The sequence below is a fragment of the Planctomycetota bacterium genome (assembly GCA_038746835.1).
In the GTDB taxonomy this organism is placed as follows: domain Bacteria; phylum Planctomycetota; class Phycisphaerae; order Tepidisphaerales; family Tepidisphaeraceae; genus JBCDKH01.
In genome coordinates, this window is sequence record JBCDKH010000022.1 from 1 (window position 1) to 17,449 (window position 17,449).

Here is a 17,449-nt window from a genome sequence, read left to right on the forward strand (position 1 = left end):
GGAGCTCGGCCTGTGGACGTCGAGCGTGACCGACGAGTACGTGCCGTACATCGTGCCGCAGGAGCACGGCCTCAAGACCGATGTCCGCTGGGGCGAGTTGTCGACGCCGAGCACGCCGCGGCAGTCACTGCGCGTCGTGCCTTACGCGCCGATGAGCTTCTCGGCAAGCCACTTCACGCCCGAAGACCTGACTAAGGCGTTCCACACGTACGACCTGTCACCGCGCGACAAAGTCGTCGTTTGCCTCGACGCCTTCCACCGCGGCCTGGGCACGGCCAGCTGTGGGCCGGACACGCTTGATGCGTACCGATCGCGTGCGCGTCGCTATCGGCTCACGTGCACGATGCTTCCGACGGCCTGACGATCATGCCGCCAACGACACCGCCGGCTTTTGGAAGTCGTCAGCTGTCGCGAGGCGGCCGTCGATGATCTGCGATCCGGTCGGCAGCATGACGAGGCCGCGTGCGATGTCGGGGTCGAGCGGCTTGCCGAACAGGTAGCCCTGCAGAAGGTCGCAGCCCAAGTCCTTGAGCATGTCCCACTGCAGCAGGTTCTCGACCCCCTCGGCAACGAGGTCGATCTTCATCGCCTTGGTGAGCGTCACGATCGCTTCGATGACGGCGGCGTAATCGTCGCGCTGGCCGAGTTGGCGAATGAACGAGCGGTCGAGCTTGACGCAGTCGAGCGGGAACTGATGCAGGCACGACAGACTGCTGTAGCCGGTGCCGAAGTCGTCCATGACGACGCGGACGCCGGTGTTGCGGAGTTCGCGGAGTCGCTGGACGCTTTCGTCCGGGTTTTCCATGACGCCGCTCTCGGTCACTTCGAGCTTCAGTCGCCCACCGCCGAGGTTGTAGCGCTTCTGGACTTCGGCGACGCGTTCGACCAGGTCGGGCTCGAGCAGCTGCCGACGGCTGAGATTGATGTTGATCGCGACGGGCAGCGTCGACGGGTCGTTCTTGCTCGGCAGCGTCGCGGGAATCGGTGCCAGACCGGTGCCGTCGCGCGACAGCCAGCCTGCGAATGCGCCGGCCGCCTCGTCGAGCATCCAGCCGCCGATCTCGCCGATCAGGCCGCTCTCTTCTGCGGTGTCGATGAAGGCGGCGGGTGAGAGCAGGCCGTCGTTGGGATGCTGCCAGCGGATCAGGGCTTCGAAGCCGGCGAGCGTGCCGTCGCCGGCGCGGACGATCGGCTGGTAGACAACGCGGAGCTCGCCGCGGTCGGCCGCGCCACGCAGGTCGGTCTCGACGCGCGCCCGTCGACGCGACTCCTCGCGCATCTGCTTGCTGAAGACGGCGACGTTTCCGCGGCCGGACATCTTCACCTGACGCATTGCGGCGTCTGCGTCGCGTAGGGCGTCCTCAGCCGTGCCGTAGCCGTGAACGCTCGACGTCACGCCGAGGCTCGCGGTCATTGCGACGGGCTTGTCACCGACGCTGTACGGCTCCGAAAGCACGTCGCACAGCCGCTGGGCGACGACTTCCGCGTCGTCGTCGTCGGTAAGGTCGTTGAGCAGAACGACGAACTCGTCGCCACCGATACGCGCGGCAGTGTGGCTCGGGCGTCGTTCATCGTCGTCGACGAGTGTGCCGCTTGACTTGTTTTGCCCGACGACGTCTGTCAGACGCACGGCCTCGCCGAGGCGATTGCCGACGATGCGGAGCAGTTCATCGCCCGCCGCTTCGCCGACGGATTCGTTGACGAGTTTGAAGCGGTCGACGTCGATGAAGACCAGGCCGAAGCGATAATCTGGATCCTGTTCGCTCTGCTGAACGGCCACGCTGAGTCGCTGCTGGAACGTGCGTCGGTTCGGCAGGTTCGTCAGGCGATCGAGCACCTGGGCCCGCTGCAGATCGGCGGTGCGGCTGCGAACGAGCAGCTCGAGCTGGTCGACGTGTTGTTCTGCGCGACGTGCAAGACGCCACTTCTCGCTGAGCGCGACGGCGATCTGGCGAATCTCAATGAGGTCGAACGGCTTCTTGAGGATCAGGAGTCGATCGCTCGTGCCGAGCTCGTCCAGCACGTCGCCCCACGCGCGATCGCTGTATGCCGTGCAGATGCAGGTCTGGATGCGGTGGTCGATCTCCCAGATTTGCCGGACGGTCTCGATGCCGTCGATACCGGGCGGCATGCGCATGTCGACGAAGACCAGCTCGTACGGCTGATCCTGCTCGGTCGCTTGCCGAATGATCTCGACGCCTTCTGCGCCGCCCGAGGCGTGGGCGAGTTCGAACCTCGGACCACTGCGACGACGACGGTCTTTGTTGGCGGGCTGGAGCGCATCGGCGAACAGCTTCTTCGCGGCATCGGCGACGCGATCGCTCGCCGCTGCACTGAGCGGAGAATCGACGAGGATTTTCTTGAAGTCCGAGTGAATCGCCGGGTTGTCGTCAATCACCAGCACACGACGCGGTGTGGAAGATCGCCACGCGTCGACGGGCAAACCTTCAGGTGATGTCAGTGGGAAGCGACTCTCCTGCCGGGAGTCGCTCGGGGTTCGGTCGCTCATGGCAAATTCTCGTCCGGCGGTTTCGGGAGGTTTGACGAGACGTCGACGACCGTCTCCTCAGGCAGCAACGCGGTAGGTCTTGGTAGTCGATTGATTCGGATCGATCGGGAGCCGAAGCTCGAAGCGGGCACCGGCACCAATGCCGCCGCTCATCGCTCGAATGCTTCCTCCCAATTCGTCGGCCGTCAGGGCACATGAGTGAAGCCCGAAACCGTGCCCACTTGATCGGGTGGTAAATCCGTGACGAAACAGCGTCCCGGCCTCGCGCTGCGGAAAGCCTCGCCCGTTGTCCTGGACGAACAGCGTCACCTCGTTCAGGTTCGATCGCGACGCTCCGATGCGAATCGAGCGCTTCTGCGGCTCGACCTCGGAGACCGCCCACGTCGCGTTGGAGACAAAGTTGCCCAGAATCTGGATCACCCGGCCGCCGTCGGTGTGGAAGCTGGGAAGGTCCGATTCGATGTCGGTTTCAATGCCGCCGGCATCTTCGCCGCCGCGGGTGTGCAGCGCGAGGGTGCGGGTGATCAGATCGGACGCTTCAACTTGGTCCATCAGGCCGCGTGCGCCGTCCTGACGATCGACGAAGCTCTGCTGCGACTGGACGATCTGCCGGATGTGCGCGATGCCCGAGTCGATCTGTGTGAGTTCCTGCACGACGCTGTTGCGCTCGGAGTCGAGCTTTTCGAGGCAGGCTTCGAGGTACGCACCGACGTGGCGGCCGCGACCATCGGGCGCGACGAAGTCGGCCCAGGCGTCGTCGGCTTCGACCTGTTGCAAAAGTTCGACGAGACGTCGCAGGTCAGTCGAGATGTCGGGGCCGTCCCGGTCATTCGAACCGGTCGCGAGTGTGTCCAAAGCGGTCGAGGCGGCGACGTTCATGCTGTTGAGCACGTTGCCGACGTTGTGGATGACGCCCGAAGCCACCTCTGCCTGACCGGCAATGCGGCTCGTCTCGATCAGTTCATTGCGGACCACGCGGAGCAGGTCGCTCTGGCCACGCAGCAGGACGTGGACGTCGAGCAGGAAGTAGTCGTCCTCGTCGCGATTGCCCAGAACGACGATCGGGTCGTAACGCGAACGCTCGTCCCGCGAGATGGCGGCCTCGGCGGCGGCGGTGATGGTCTGATCGGCGGTCAGCACGAGCGTCGGGATCGCCAACTCGACCAGCGCTTCCGAGACCGGGCGACGCCAATACAGATCGCGAACGAACGGCCGCGTCATTTCCCGGGACAGCGTCGCCATCGAGACGACGGTCACCTCTTCACGATCATCGAAGGGCGGGACGACGACCGCAGAAGATGAGGTCTGCTTTTCGACGGTTTCGACCAGGCTACCGAACAACTCGTCGGGTGCCAGCCAAAAGGGATCGATGCCTTTCGAGCGGAGCGATTCGAGCGAATCGGCTTTGGCAGAGGCGGCGTGTGCGAAGTTGGTGGAGGGCAGATCCATCTGGGCGATGATGAGCTGGTACGGGCTTGCTCGCTCTGCCCCCGAGCGACAACATGATCCAGATCGGTCAATCTGAGGGCCGGGTTGATCTGAGGTTCGCGTCGACTTGGCGTGGCGCGCGGTCTCGACGGTTTTGACGTGTCGAAAGGCCGGTCCAGTAATCATCAGCGATGCGACACCCGAAACGAATCGAGCCCGGGCCTGGGCAGGAGTCGGTCTGGGACTATCCGCGCCCGCCACGGCTGGAGCCGGTCGGTCAGCGTGTGACCGTCGAGCTGGCCGGCAAGACGATTGCAGACTCGATGGCCGCACTGCGTGTGCTGGAGACGAGTCACCCGCCGACGATCTACATCCCGCCAGCTGACGTTCGGCTGGAGCTGCTCGCAGAGACAGGTCGTTCGTCGGCGTGCGAGTGGAAGGGCCGGGCGACCTACGCGGACCTCGTCGTCGGCGACGTCACGCGTCGCGAGGCGGCGTGGACATACCGATCGCCTGTGCCCTCGTTCGCCGGGCTGAAGGACCACTGGTCGTTCTACCCGTCGCGCGTCGACCGCTGCACCATCGGCGACTGGGTCGTCGAGGCGCAGGAGGGCGACTTCTACGGCGGCTGGAAGACGCCCAACCTCGTCGGCCCATTCAAAGGCGGAGCCGGGACGTGGGGCTGGTAAGGCACCATCTATCATCCCGAGCGCAGACGAGGTCCTTCGACTCGCTGCGCTCGCTCAGGATGACGGCGATTATTCGCTCAGGCTCTTGATGTCCTGGAAGGTCGGGGCGAGTCGCTCGTACTGCTTGGCGTAGACCTCGACGTACTTCTTGTACGCCTCGGCCGAACGCTTCTTGGGACGAACGACGTCGCCAGCCTTGATGAGCTGCTTGCACGCGGCTGGGACGGACTTGTAGTTGCCCAGGCCCACGCCGGCGAGCAGGGCCGCACCGAAGGCTGCACCTTCTTCGCTGTTGGTAGTGGCGACCGGGGCGTCGTAGATGTCGGCCTGAAGCTGACGCCAGAACGCGCTCTTGGCCCCGCCGCCGGTGGTGCGGACCTGCCGGATGTTGACGCCCATCTCGCCGCGCATGATTTCCAGCATGCGGCCCATGTTGTACGTGACGCCTTCGATGAGGCTCCGCACGAGGTGGGCCGGCTGGGTCCGACGCGTCATGCCGATCCAGCACGCGCGGGCGTCGGGGTCCGGATACGGGCACCGCTCGCCGGTCAGGAAGGGCATGAAGAACAGGCCTTCGCTGCCGATGGGAGCCTTTTCCGCCATCTTGACGAGGTTGTCGAAGACGGCGTCCGGCTTGGCCTTGCCCTTGGGCTTCTCGGCGAATTCGTCCGCGTACCACTGCAGCGAACCCGCCGCCGAGAGCATGCAGCCGAAGTTGACGTACGCGTCAGGCACCGCATGGCACATCGTGGCGATGCGGCCGGGCTGCTGGCCGTTGGTGTCGAGCGCGACGCGGTCGCTGTGCGCCGCCATCACGCCGCCCGTGCCGAGGTTGGCGTTGATGAGGCCTTGCTCGACGACGCCCATGCCGACCGCACCGGTCATGACGTCACCACTGCCTGCGAAGACAGGCGTGTTCTCGTTTAGGCCCAAGGCCGCGGCAGCCTCCTTGTGCAGCTCGCCGGTCTGAGCGGTGCTCTCGACAACGTCGGGCAGGTGGGCCCGGTCGATCTTGAGCATGTCGAGCAGCGTGGTCGACCACTGCCGACTGCGGACGTCGAGCATGCACATGCCCGACGCGTCGCCGACGTCGGTGACGTACAAGCCGGTCATGCGGTAGCGGATGTAGTCCTTGGGCAGGACGACCTTTTCGAGTCGGCCGAACTTCTTGGCCTCGTTCTTCTTGAACCAGAGGAACTTGGGCAGGGTGTAGCCGGTCAGCGGGAGGTTGCCGGTGAGGTCGAGCATGCGTTGCTCGCCGCCGACGGTTTCGAGGATCTGCTTGGATTCCTCGCCGGTCCGCTGGTCGTTCCAGAGGATGGCCAGCCGCAGCACGCGGCCTTTTTCGTCCAGAAAGACGCTGCCGTGCATCTGGCCCGACAGGCCGATGGCGATGATGTCGTCCTTGGTGATCTTGGCAGCGCGGAGGGCTCCGCGGACGGACTTCTGGACGGCACCCCACCATTCGAGCGGGTCTTGCTCGGTCCAGCCGGGCTTGGGCGTGACGAGCGTGTGGGGCGAGGTGGCGGTTCCTTTGACCTTGCCATCGGGGCCCAGAACAAGGCTTTTCGTGCCGCTGGTGCCGATATCAATCCCGAGCAGGTGGGGCATTGGAGGAAACCTAGCGGAAAAACACCCAAATCGGAAACCGGCCTCACACAAATGACTGACTGGCCGGCGATTCCGTCCGCTCGGATGTGCCGGCTCGTACGCTCGCCGCGTGCTGCTGTCCGCCCAGAACCTCCGCCTCGGCCTGGGTGGCAAGACCCTCTTCGACCGACTCAGCCTCCGACTCGATCGCGGCGATCGCGTCGGGCTGGTCGGGGACAACGGTACCGGCAAGACCACGCTCCTCCGCTGCCTCAGCCGCGATCTTGAGCCCGACGACGGCACCGTCAACGCCGCCCGTGGCACCAGCGTCGGCTACCTGAAGCAGGATCCCGACTTCACGCCCGGCCAGACCGTCCTCGACGAGGCCGAGGGCGCCTTCGCTCAGCTGCATGAACTCGCGGCCGAGCTCCGGCGGCTCGAACACGCCATGGCCGACGGCGACGACGAGGCCTTGGACGCTTACGGGAAGGTTTCGCACGACTACGAGGAGGCCGGCGGCTACGCGTGGCACCACCGCCTCGAAGCCGCCCTCGACGGCGTTGGTCTGGCCAAGGACACATGGAACCTCGACACCGACCGCCTCTCCGGCGGGCAGCGGTCACGCCTCCAGCTGGCCAAGCTGCTCATCCACAAGCCGGATGTCCTGCTGCTCGACGAGCCGACCAACCACCTCGATCTCGCCGCCATCGAGTGGCTCGAGGGCGAGCTTGGGCGGTACGAAGGGTGCGTCCTGATCGTCAGCCACGACCGGTTCCTGCTCGATCGCTTCGCCAACCGCATCGACCACCTCGCGGGCGGGAAGATCGAGAGCTACCCCGGCAACTACGCGGCTTTCCTGAAGCAGCGCGAGGCGGCGGAGCTGACGCGACAGCGGGCGTTCGAGAAGCAGCAGAAGGACATCGAAAAGCAGGCCGAGTTCGTGCGACGGTTCAAGGCCGGCCAGCGTGCCCGGCAGGCGAAGGGTCGCGAGACGCGGCTGAACCGGCTGCTCGCCAGCGACGACCTCGTCGTCGACGCCACGAAGCAGCAGGCGATGCGGATCAGCTTCTCGGCCGACGCGGTGAAGTCGGATCGCGTCCTGCAGGTCAGCGGCCTGGCCAAGGGCTTCGGCGAACGCGGGCCGCTGTGGCAGGGCGTCGGGTTCACCGTCGCGCCCGGTGAGCGACTGGGCATCGTCGGGCCCAATGGCTGCGGGAAGACGACGCTGCTCCGATGCCTCGTCGGCGACGCCGATGCCGATTCGGGCGAGGTCCGTTGGGGCCCGAAGCTGACGATCGGCTATTACGACCAGCGGCTGGACGACTTCGACCCGGACAACACCATCCTCGACGAGCTCTACCCGACCGCCGCCGAAGAGGGCGTGTCGGAGGCCGGCTTGCGCGACGCCCTCGGCGCGATGCGGTTCAGCGGCGACGACTCGTTCAAGCCAATGAGCGCGCTCTCCGGCGGCGAGCGGGCACGGGTAGCGCTCGTGCGACTGCTCCTGCGCCGTGCGAACGTGCTGCTGCTCGACGAGCCGACGAACCACCTCGACATCGCTAGCCGAGAGGCGTTGGAGCACGCCCTCGGCGACTATCCCGGCACGGTCGTGGCGGTCAGTCACGACCGCTACTTCCTCGATCGCATCGCCGGCCGACTGCTGGTGTTCCAGCCGCCGAGCGTGGTCGACTTTCGCGGGGCTTGGCACCAGTGGCTCGATCATCGCGACGCGGCGAGAGTCACGCCGCAGCCAAAGCTCAAAGCCTCACCGACGAAGCACGTTCCGTCCAAATCCGTCAAACCTGCCGCCGGCAAGAACAAGTTCGCGCGTCCCTTCGGCACGCTTGCGACGCCGAAGCTCGAGGCGAAGATCACCGAAACGGAAATCGAGATCGCCGACCTCAACGAGGCCTTCGCGACGGCTCCGACCGACCCCGCCGAAGCCCGCGAACGCGCGGCCGAGCTAGAGCGGCTGACGACGCAGCTGCAACAGCTCGAAGAGGAGTACTACGACCGCGACGACGCGTGACGTTCACCGTCATCCTGAGCGAGCGCAGCGAGTCGAAGGACCTCGCCCGGACGTGTCGTCGCACGATCGTCCGCTGCGATGTCCCTCGTCTGCGCGCGGGATGACGGATTAAGGAAGCGATCAGTACGTGATCCGCATCGCCTTCTCGACGGCCTCGATCACACGACGCACGTGGAAGGGCTTGGTGAGGAAGGCGTCGAAGCCCTGACGCGTCAGACGTGCGCCGGCCTCGTCGTTCATGCGGTCGCTCATCGCGACCAGCTTCGTCAGCTGAAGGTCCGGCTGGTGTTTCACCAGATCGACCACGGCCTCGGGTGAGACGTCGCCGAGGTGGACGTTCAGGAACATAACGTTCGGCCGGAACCGCGCTGCCAGCACACCGGCGGCGAAGGCGTTCTCGGCGATTTCGACTTCGTACCGGGCCTCGTCTTCGAGGATCTTTTCCAGCACGTCGGTCACGTCGCGCTCGTCGTCGACGATGAGGACGCGGGTGTTCCCGGTCTTGAGTCCGCCCAGCGGAATGTCGTGTTCCTTCATGAACCGGACGAGGTGGTTCAGCGGGATGCGGCGGTCCTTGGAGCCGGGAATGCGGTACCCCTTGAGGCTGCCGGAGTCGAACCACTTGCTGACGGTGCGCGGTGCGACGTTACAGATTTTGGCGACTTCGCCTGTTGTCAGAACGTCTTTGGCCTTGAGCTCTTGCATGATTCTCCCTACTTCGTAAGTCGGTCAGGCCCGCAGCACGTCCCTCGTCCGGGGTTGCCGGCACGATCGGAACAGGCGGCGTTGGCCGGTGCGACCGAAACGTACGACACGACCGCCATGCGTGCGGCCGTCGGCAAGGTCCGATAGATTCGCCCATCCCGGCCCGCCAGACGCGTTTCTCAGACCGCCATGCACGTCCTGTTCGTCCATCCGAATTTTCCCGCACAATTCGGCCACGTCGCGGCGCACCTCGCACGCTCCCGCGGCTGGACCACCACGTTCGTCAGCGAGACGCCCGCCGGTACCCGACGCCTTGGCGAGGGCCGGCTGGAAAAGATCCAATACAAAACCCGCGGAGGCGCGACGCGGCAGACGCATTTCTGCTCGCGCACCTTCGAAAACGCCGTCTGGCACACCGACGCCGTCTTCCGTTCGCTGCTCGCCCGGCCGGACATCGAGCCCGACCTCATCGTCGGCCACAGCGGCTTTGGCAGCACGCTCTTCCTGCGCGAGCTCTTCCCTGCGACGCCGATCATCAACCTGTTCGAGTACTACTACAACGGCCACGATGAGCAGAGCGACATGACGTTCCGCCACGACCTCGCCTGGCCGGTTGAGCCGGACAAGTTTCTGCGGAGCCGTTGCCGCAACGCGATGATCCTGCTCGACCTGCAGAACTGCCAGCTCGGCTACTGCCCGACGCCGTTCCAGCGGTCTCGCTTCCCGGACGAGTACGCCGGCAAGCTGCGCGTGCTGTTCGACGGCATCGACACCGACGTCTGGCACCCGCGCGACAACACGCTTCGGCACGACGGCGAACGGACGATCGCCGGCGTCACACTGCCGGCGGGGGCAAAGCTGGTCACGTACTGCGCTCGTGGGTTCGAATCGATGCGCGGCTTCGACCTCTTCATGCGGGCCGTGCGACGCATCACGCAGGCGCGCGACGACGTGCAGGTGCTCGTCTTCGGCACCGACCGCATCGCCTACGGCGGCGACGAGCAACACACCGGCGACAAGACGTTCAAGCAGTGGACGCTCGAGCACGACGACGTCCGCGGCTACGACGCCGATCGCGTCCACTTCCTCGGCCGGCGTCCGCCGACGGAGTTGGCCGAGGCGTTTGCGGCGAGCGACGCGCACCTGTACCTGACCGTGCCGTTCGTGCTCAGCTGGAGCCTCGTCAACGCGATGGCATGTGGAGCGCCGATCGTTGCGGGCGACACTGCACCGGTGCACGACCTTGTCACCGAAGATGAGACCGGCGTCTTTGCCGACTTTTTCGACCCCGGCGACCTGGCGGACAAGACGCTGCACGTGCTCGCCGACGCCGATCGCGCTCGACGACTCGGCGATGCCGCAGCCTCGCTCATTCGCGAGCAGTACTCGATGTCGGCGATCCTCCCCCAGATGGAGTTGTTGTACGAGGAAGCCCGCACCATCCAGACCGGCCTCGAAGCGCCTCGCCCGCGTCCCACGCCACCGCCGGCGCCACCAAAACCGGCGCCGCCAACCAAGATCTTCGCCGGCTGAAACAGAGCACCCGCGTCGATCGACGCGGGCGGTTCATGGAGCTACCGGGATTCGAACCCGGACTTTCTCGATGCGACCGAGATGTCCTCCCATTAGACTATAGCCCCGCGGAGCTTTCGCTCGGGCGAGAGGGACGATAGTGAGCGGGGCAGGTGAATCAAGTCACGATGGTCAGGCGCTTCGTGCGTTTGCGCGGAGCATGAAGCGGAAAGACATCGCCATAGATGGCAAGCATTGCTTGTATTGCCGCGGCGGCAGCCGTACCCTGCGGCCCATGTTGGGCGCAAACAATTCGATGGTGCAGCAGGATCACGACGACGGACAATTGGTGGGCCCGCTTCTGACTTTGGATAAGCCGGAACTTGACCGTCTCTCAGAGCTTTTTCGCCTCCTCGGCGATCGGACACGCTTGTCGATCCTGCAACTTCTCAGTGCCGGCGAGACCAATGTCGGCAAGCTCTGCCAGCTGCTGTCGTTGCCACAGCCGACGGTGAGCCACCACCTGAGCCTCCTCCGCGTCAGCGGCCTGATTGATAACCGTCGCGCCGGGAAGCAGGTCTTCTACCGACTCAACGGCCGCATCTCGCCCGCTGCGTTGCCGGGTGAGGGCGACGGTGATCACGGCGTGCTTCAGCAGACCGAGGCGGCCTCGGAGATTCTCCAGGACGAGCAGGGCAACGACGTCGACCCGACCGGCATGCAGATCAAGGGTCGAGGCTTCGCCGTGCAAATCCTGGCCTCCGAAGACGGCCATCCGACCGACGCCACGTCCCACTGAGTAAAGCGTGATCACTCGCTAGCGCACGAAGACACTTCGCTCGTCGTCGATGGCCTGCGTTGAGAAGACGCTCGCGACACGTGCGTCGAGCCCGGAGGTCGGTGCGAGACTGCTCGCGGCGGGATCTGCGGATCTGGCGATGAAGTAGCTTTGCTTCCCGCCCGTGTACTGACGCGTCTCGCCGTTCTGCGTCTCGGTGACGAGAATGGTGGGCGAGTTGTTCACGCCAGGGTCATAACGCTTCACGGCGGCGAGGCCGAAGTTCGCATCGGTGACGCGGAAGGCGGGTTCGTCCGCCGCCCACGTGCCGGCGTTGAGGTGCAGGACGCCGCCGAGCAGTTCGGTGCTTCCGCCGCCGAGCGTGTGGATGAAGGTGAACGACGCGCTGCCGCGGTACTCGGTCTTGAGTCCGAGGATGGACGCGGTCCCGCCGTCGTTGGTGAAGTACGCGCCGGTGCCGAGCGTGTCGCCGGGAGGCTCCATGTTGATCTGCTTGAACCAGCCGTTCTGGTTCGCCATGTCGACCTGACGGACGATCACGTCCTCGAGAAAGACGTCGCCCGTGCCAGCGGCCGTGTTGGTGTAGGAGCGGACGCCCGAATCGCTGACGACCAGAGTGCGGGTCGCGTTGTGCTCGATGGCGACGCTGTTGTTGAAGTTGCCGTACAGCCGGTCGATTCGGACGGTCGAGGCCGCACCGTCGTCGAGGCGAATGGTGCCGTCGCCGCTGACGGTTCCGCCGAACGCGACGAGGCGTTCGACGTCGCCGCGCAGGATGAGCGTGCCATCGATGTCGAAGCCACTCGGTCCGTCGAGGACGACGGTCTTGATGCCCGGCGTATCGATCGCGGCCTGGATGGCAGCAGTGTCGTCGCCCGGGCCGTTGGTCAGCACGATCCACTCGCTGGTCGGGTCGCCGCCGTCGACGCGGGGCGTGTCGCGAATCTCGAGGTCGAGGCTGGTCTCGGTCGTGTCGAAGAGCGTCGCGAAGCCGTCGCTCTGATTGCTGCCCCACGACGACGCCTCGGCCACGACGTCGTCGCCGAGCGACTGAAGCTTGGCGTCCCACTTCTGCTCGACCGAGCTGCCGAAGCCCGAGGCCGTGACGTCGCGGACGAACGAGCTGCCGCCCGTGTTGATGGCGGGCTCGGTCGTCCCGCCCGGCGAGCGCACGTCGGCCTCGACGATGAGCGTGGACGGGTCGGGGTCTTCGCGACGCGCGTCGAAGACGGTGACGTCGTTCGTGCTCGTCAGCCCACGAATCGCGACCGCCTGTCGACCGCCACCGTTGGCACCGTTGACGAATCCGGCCTCGCGCTGATGGTGCAGCGCCAGGTGTTCGAAGGTCTGGCTATTGATGTGATCGACCGTCCGCACGCCGACGTCGAAGCCGTTGACGGTGACGTCCTGGATGAACAGCGGACCGTTCTCGGCGACGAAGAGATCGAGTCCGACCGGTGCGGCGATCGTCTCGGTCGCACCGAAGTTGGCCCGCAGTATCCCGAAGTCGGCCAAGTCGACACTGCCGTCGCCGTTGAAGTCGCCCTGCGTCACGGCGGCGTCGCTTGTGCCGAAGTTGGCCCGCAGGATGCCGAAGTCGGCGAGATCGACCGTGCCGTTTCCGTCAGCGTCGCCGGGCACGCGGACCTCGGTGATCGTCACGCGGCGAATGCTGCCGGAGTTGTTCGAGTTGAACGCGATGCCAACGGCCCCAGCGTTGTCGGGCATGACCTCGAGCGTCACGTCGGCGATGTGGTTGTGAAACGCCTGGGCGACGTTGTTGTTCTGCCGATAGTCGATGACCGGCGTCGTGTCGGCGGCGTCCGTGAACGTGCCGGCGGCGAGGCGAAGAATCGTGCCGTCCTCGCTTTGGCCTTGGAGGCTGGTCCGTTTGACGTTGATGAAGTTGCCGGTCTCGGGCAGAAGCTGTCCGCTGATGTCGTAGACGCCGTCTGGGAAGTAGAGCGTTCTGCGCGAGTTGGCCCCGATGGCGGCGAAGGCGGCGTTGATCGCGTTGGTGTCGTCGATGCCGTCGTTCGGAATGGCACCGAAGTCGCTGACGTCGACCACGCCATACAGGCCGGCTGGAAACGTCACGCCCGACAGCAGGCGTCGGCGTTCGAGGGATTCGATGATGCAGGTCGGAAACGGCATTGGAAAGGGTCAGGTGTCGCTGGCGATCCACTCGTCGCCGGGGAGTAAGTGCCGATCAGGCACATCGGCAAACGCGTAGTGCACGCCGGCGAGGCGGTCGTTGGTTCGTTCGAGCCAGCCGCGCAGCATCGCGCGATGGCGCAGCAGTTCCGGGCGGTCTGTCGCGCTGCTGGCGAGGTTGACCATCTGGCCCGGATCGCGCGACAGATCGAAGAACTGCTCGGCCGGGCGGCTGTGGTGGAAGACGGCGTAGCTGTGGTCGCGGGAGCGGACGAGGCGTGACCCACCCGAGATCACGCCGGCCGCACTCGGCATCGAACAGACCTCGACGAGAACGCCGTCCCGATCGAGCGACTTGCCATCGAGCAGCGGCACAAGGCTCCGTCCGACGCAATGGTCCGGCACCGTCGTCGACGTCAGGTCGCACACGGTCGGATAGAGGTCCAGCCCAGCAGACACTGGATCATCGACCACACGTCCAGGCTCCGGCTCGTCGGGGCGTGCGATGACGAGCGGGACACGCGTCGACTCTTCGTAGAGCACGTTCTTCTGCTGAAGTCCGTGGCTGCCGGCCTGCTCGCCGTGGTCGGAGGCGAAGACGATCGTGGTCGTCGCATCGAGGCCGGTGGCTTCGAGTGCGTCGAGCACTTGGCCGATCCGCGCGTCGACGCGTTCGACGAGTCGGTAGTACGCCCAGCGATATCGCCGCCAGTCCGCCGGGTCCCACGAGACGTCGAAGTCCGCGGCCATGCGCTGGTCGTACGTCCGCTTGACGGCGATCGGTTGATACGGCTCTCGTGCGAAGTTGGCCGGCAGCGGCGGGCACTCCTCTTCCCGCGGAGGATCGGGAAGGTTTCCCCAAGGGAGTGCCTCGCCGTGCGACCACTCGCAGATGTTGTGCGGGTCGTCGAACGACGCGACGAGGAACATCGGCTTGTCGCCGGGCTTGCGACGAGCCAAGACCTCGGCGCAGGCGCCGGGCAGCTCGTGGTCGTTCATGCCGCAGATGTAGGCAAAGCCGTGCCGTCGTTCGGCGTCGATGCCGCAGCGTTCGCCGCCTTGCCCGGCGTGCCACTTGCCGCCGTAGAGACAGTCGTAGCCGGCAGCGGTGAGATGATGACCCAGCCCCAGCCCGACGACGTCTTCGCGCATCTGCCCGTGCTCCCCTTTGACCGAAACGGCCCCGTGCTGATGCGGAGCGAGGCCAGTCCACATGGTGGCCCGAGCCGGCGTGCAGAGCGGGGCGGCACAGTGCGCGTTGGCGAACCGCACGCCACGCTCCGCCAGCCGGTCCATTTTCGGCGTTCGCAGGTAGCGATTGCCGGCACAGCTCATCGCGTCATGCGACTGCTGGTCGGTCAGCAAGACCAGGACGTTCTGGACTGACATCACGGCTCCTTCGCCTCGATGCGCGGAAGCGGCCAGAGGATCAGGCTGTTCAGGTGCTGCGAATCAACGGGCTCGTCGGAATCGCCCGACAGTGCCGGATCGATGAGCAGGTTCTGAAAGGGCCCCGGCAGTGGCTGGTCGGGAAGCGGCGTGCCGAAGAAATCGACGTCGATGCCGTCGACCGGGCGTGTCGAGACGGACTCGATCCCACCGCCGACGTGCCCGGTCAGACGCATCGTGCTCGGCGCAAGCATCGGCCGCATGACGGCGATCGCCTTGCTGTTGGGATCCTGCCCCGTCGCGGATTGCCAGTCGGCCAGCGTCAGCATCGGGCGCGCGACGTAGTCGGTCGGGCCGACGGCGTTTGCAAGCTCGTCGAGCGGAACGCGGCCCTTGTTCGTGCTGATGGTGAAGAGCGGCGTGTCCAGCGGCTCGCCCCACGACTCCTGCGTCAGCCGCGGAAATGGGCCGGCGTAGGCGTTGGCGTCGACGACGTTGCCCGTCGAACGCGGGGCCTCGGGCGGCAGGGCGACGGCAATGTCGCTGCCGACGAAGAGGTTGTTGACGATGGTCCAGTTGGACGCCTCGGCGAGTCGCCGCTCGCCGGTGTCCTTGCCGTCTTGCCACAGGCCGGGCTTGCGATCGGTCGCGGCGTGTGCCCAGAGTCCGTGGCCTGCGTTAAAGAAGACGAGGTTGTGGGCGAAGTTCACACCGGACGCGTCGTGGCTGTAGACGCCGTAGCCGCCGGGGCTTCGCGTGAGTGCGATGACGTTGTGGTCGACGAGCACCGGCCCGTGGCCGAGTTCGATGAACAGGCCCGCCCGCTGGTTGCCGACGATGACGTTCCGCGTGACGCGGCTGCGGTGGTAGACGTTGTCGAGCCAGATGCCGTACGCGTCGTTGTCGCGAAGCAGATTGCCTTCGATCAGACCGTCGACGAAGAAGTGCAGCTTGATGCCGCCGATCTCGGGCGCGGTGAAGCCGAGGCGATTGTTGCGTTCGATCGTGTTGCCGATGATCTGCGAGCCGTAGCTGCGAATGCCGGCGATGCCGCCGCAGCCGTTGTCGCTGATGATGTTGTTGCGGACGATGTGATATCCCGCGGCTTCCGGCTGAGGCTGCCCCAGGCCGTCGCCGTCGTTGGTGCCTTCGGTGCCGATGTCGAGGCCGAGCGAGGTGCCGAACCGAATCGAGTTGTTTTCGATGACCCAGTGCGTGCCGCCGCGTGTCGAGAGGATGCCGGCTTGCGGGCTGTGCTTGCCGTAGAAGCCGCGCGGGAAGTCAGTCGCCCCGTGCTCCATCACGAATCCGCGCACCGTGATGTGGCTGAGGCCCCGCTTGTACGGAGCGAAGCAGCGTTGCCGGGTCACCAGCTCAACGAGGGCGTGTTCCAGTTCGACGCCCGTCGGCGGATGGACGACGAGGCCGCTTGCATCGTCCGCGACACGCCAGCTTCCGGGCGTTCGTGCGAGCTGCGTCGGATCGGGCAACTGGAGCAGCGGCTGGCCGTTGACGAAGAGCTCGCCGACGACGGCAGGGTTGCGCTCCTCGGCCTCGGCGGTCACGTTGCCGAACGGATCGACCGCTGCCGCCTTGCCGCCGGGTGCGCTGTTGAGCGGCCGGACGAATGGGTTGTATTGCTGCGGGAAGCTCGGCCAGTCGAAGGCGTGACGCTGGTCGATGTCGAACTGATCGACCGCGAACCGTCCGAGGTAAAGGCCGTTGCCTTGCGGCTGCCAGTCGGGCTGCCACAGGTCGCTTGCCTTGATGACGACGCGCTCGCGCGGTGCGGCCTCGTACGTGATCGGCCGTCCCGGCTCGCCGCCACGTCGTGGGGCGACGCGTTCGCGGTAGACGCCGGCGTGGACGCGAACGGTGTCACCCGGCTCGGCGACGAAGGCGGCGGCGGAAATGGTCTTGAAGGGTCGCGCTTCGTCACCAGGTCCATCGTCCGTCGCTCGGGGCGATGCCTTGTCGACGACCCAGGTTCGCCCGGATGCCCGCGCATCCGCCGACATGGCGAGCGTCAGCAGGAGGCACGCAAGCACTGCGCACAAAGGTGAGATCGCACCGAAACCCGTTGACGACGTGTCCAGCATGGTTTCTTGCGAAGCGTGTTCAATTCACCGCAAGCATGGCTCGCGCGGGACGCCCTGAGTCGTCGGTGACGCGCCGGATCTCTTTGGCTCGCGGGTCGCTGGCAACCACCCACTCGGCGTCGCCGGGACGTTTGACGAGCGTGCCGCGACCGCGGCTTCCGGCAAGGACGCCGATTTGCTTGTTAAACGATTCTGCCGTTTCGAGCTTGGCCTTGAGTTCGTCCGAGTACTTCTCCAGGAAGCCGACGAACTGCGTCTCACCGCCGTCGGATGTGAAGACCTTCGCTGCAACGGCTTCCTGACCTTCGTGTTGGAACGGCGGCAGGTTGGTGATCGGTGCGCTGAAGAAGGTCTTGCCGTCGTCCACGGTGAAGAAGGCTTCCGGTGTGGGCGTGGGCGACGGTCCGCCGCTGCCGCGGAACAGGAAAATGGTCACGGCCGCCACGAGCAGCAACAGGGCGACGAGTCCCGGCTGCTTTTTCAGCTTCTCGATCATGGCCGTGTCGTCCTGCTCGCGGTGAGGTAACCACTGGCTGCTTCAGCGTC

Annotated in this window: 13 protein-coding genes and 1 tRNA gene; 5 read left to right on the forward strand and 9 right to left on the reverse strand. The window is 65.8% G+C overall.

All coding sequences use genetic code 11. The features are described 5' to 3' along the window. A partial coding sequence (locus AAGI46_04105; protein ID MEM1011389.1) for a beta-galactosidase occupies positions 1-361 on the forward strand: 361 nt, incomplete at its 5' end. Positions 362-364: 3 nt separating this feature from the next. Here the strand turns inward: AAGI46_04105 and AAGI46_04110 are convergent. Together AAGI46_04110 and AAGI46_04115 are read right to left on the reverse strand one after the other, a co-directional pair. After that, the gene (locus tag AAGI46_04110) at positions 365-2,509 is read right to left on the reverse strand and encodes an EAL domain-containing protein (protein MEM1011390.1); all 2,145 of its coding nucleotides are present in this window, start codon (positions 2,507-2,509) and stop codon (positions 365-367) included. 57 nt (positions 2,510-2,566) lie between these two features. After that, positions 2,567-3,958 carry an ATP-binding protein gene (locus tag AAGI46_04115; GenBank protein MEM1011391.1) on the reverse strand — a complete coding sequence of 464 codons (1,392 nt, stop codon included), beginning with the start codon at positions 3,956-3,958 and terminating at the stop codon, positions 2,567-2,569. A gap of 170 nt (positions 3,959-4,128) precedes the next feature. On the opposite strand from AAGI46_04115, the gene AAGI46_04120 reads away from it, so the two are divergent. Continuing rightward, positions 4,129-4,626 (forward strand): DUF427 domain-containing protein, encoded by a 498-nt coding sequence (locus AAGI46_04120; protein ID MEM1011392.1) that lies wholly within the window; start codon positions 4,129-4,131, stop codon positions 4,624-4,626. Positions 4,627-4,695: 69 nt separating this feature from the next. Here the strand turns inward: AAGI46_04120 and xylB are convergent, their stop codons facing one another. Beyond that, the gene (gene xylB, locus AAGI46_04125) at positions 4,696-6,237 is read right to left on the reverse strand and encodes a xylulokinase (GenBank protein MEM1011393.1); all 1,542 of its coding nucleotides are present in this window, start codon (positions 6,235-6,237) and stop codon (positions 4,696-4,698) included. A 109-nt stretch (positions 6,238-6,346) separates the two neighbouring features. Between xylB and AAGI46_04130 the strand changes: the two genes are divergently transcribed. Beyond that, a complete protein-coding gene (locus AAGI46_04130) occupies positions 6,347-8,245 on the forward strand; it encodes an ABC-F family ATP-binding cassette domain-containing protein (protein MEM1011394.1) in 1,899 nt (632 codons plus the stop codon). 120 nt (positions 8,246-8,365) lie between these two features. On the opposite strand, the gene AAGI46_04135 is transcribed toward AAGI46_04130, so the two are convergent. Then, positions 8,366-8,950: a response regulator gene (locus AAGI46_04135; GenBank protein ID MEM1011395.1), complete on the reverse strand. Its 585-nt coding sequence runs from the start codon at positions 8,948-8,950 to the stop codon at positions 8,366-8,368. A gap of 189 nt (positions 8,951-9,139) precedes the next feature. Between AAGI46_04135 and AAGI46_04140 the strand changes: the two genes are divergently transcribed. Further along, a complete protein-coding gene (locus AAGI46_04140) occupies positions 9,140-10,483 on the forward strand; it encodes a glycosyltransferase (GenBank protein ID MEM1011396.1) in 1,344 nt (447 codons plus the stop codon). A gap of 36 nt (positions 10,484-10,519) precedes the next feature. On the opposite strand, the gene AAGI46_04145 is transcribed toward AAGI46_04140, so the two are convergent. Next, a tRNA-Ala gene (locus AAGI46_04145) sits at positions 10,520-10,590 on the reverse strand. A 167-nt stretch (positions 10,591-10,757) separates the two neighbouring features. On the opposite strand from AAGI46_04145, the gene AAGI46_04150 reads away from it, so the two are divergent. Then, positions 10,758-11,261: a metalloregulator ArsR/SmtB family transcription factor gene (locus tag AAGI46_04150; GenBank protein MEM1011397.1), complete on the forward strand. Its 504-nt coding sequence runs from the start codon at positions 10,758-10,760 to the stop codon at positions 11,259-11,261. Between the two features lie 18 nt (positions 11,262-11,279). On the opposite strand, the gene AAGI46_04155 is transcribed toward AAGI46_04150, so the two are convergent. The 4 genes from AAGI46_04155 to AAGI46_04170 all read right to left on the reverse strand — a co-directional run bounded on the left by AAGI46_04155 (position 11,280) and on the right by AAGI46_04170 (position 17,399). Then, positions 11,280-13,415, reverse strand: coding sequence for a glycosyl hydrolase family 28-related protein (locus AAGI46_04155; protein ID MEM1011398.1), 2,136 nt, complete (start codon positions 13,413-13,415; stop codon positions 11,280-11,282). Between the two features lie 9 nt (positions 13,416-13,424). Continuing rightward, complete coding sequence (locus AAGI46_04160; GenBank protein ID MEM1011399.1) at positions 13,425-14,804, reverse strand: sulfatase-like hydrolase/transferase; 1,380 nt, start codon at positions 14,802-14,804, stop codon at positions 13,425-13,427. After that, positions 14,804-16,852 carry a right-handed parallel beta-helix repeat-containing protein gene (locus tag AAGI46_04165; protein ID MEM1011400.1) on the reverse strand — a complete coding sequence of 683 codons (2,049 nt, stop codon included), beginning with the start codon at positions 16,850-16,852 and terminating at the stop codon, positions 14,804-14,806. The genes AAGI46_04160 and AAGI46_04165 overlap by 1 nt, the downstream gene beginning before the upstream one ends. A 70-nt stretch (positions 16,853-16,922) precedes the next feature. Then, on the reverse strand, positions 16,923-17,399 hold the full coding sequence (locus AAGI46_04170) for a hypothetical protein (GenBank protein ID MEM1011401.1): 477 nt from the start codon (positions 17,397-17,399) through the stop codon (positions 16,923-16,925). Positions 17,400-17,449: the final 50 nt, after the last annotated feature.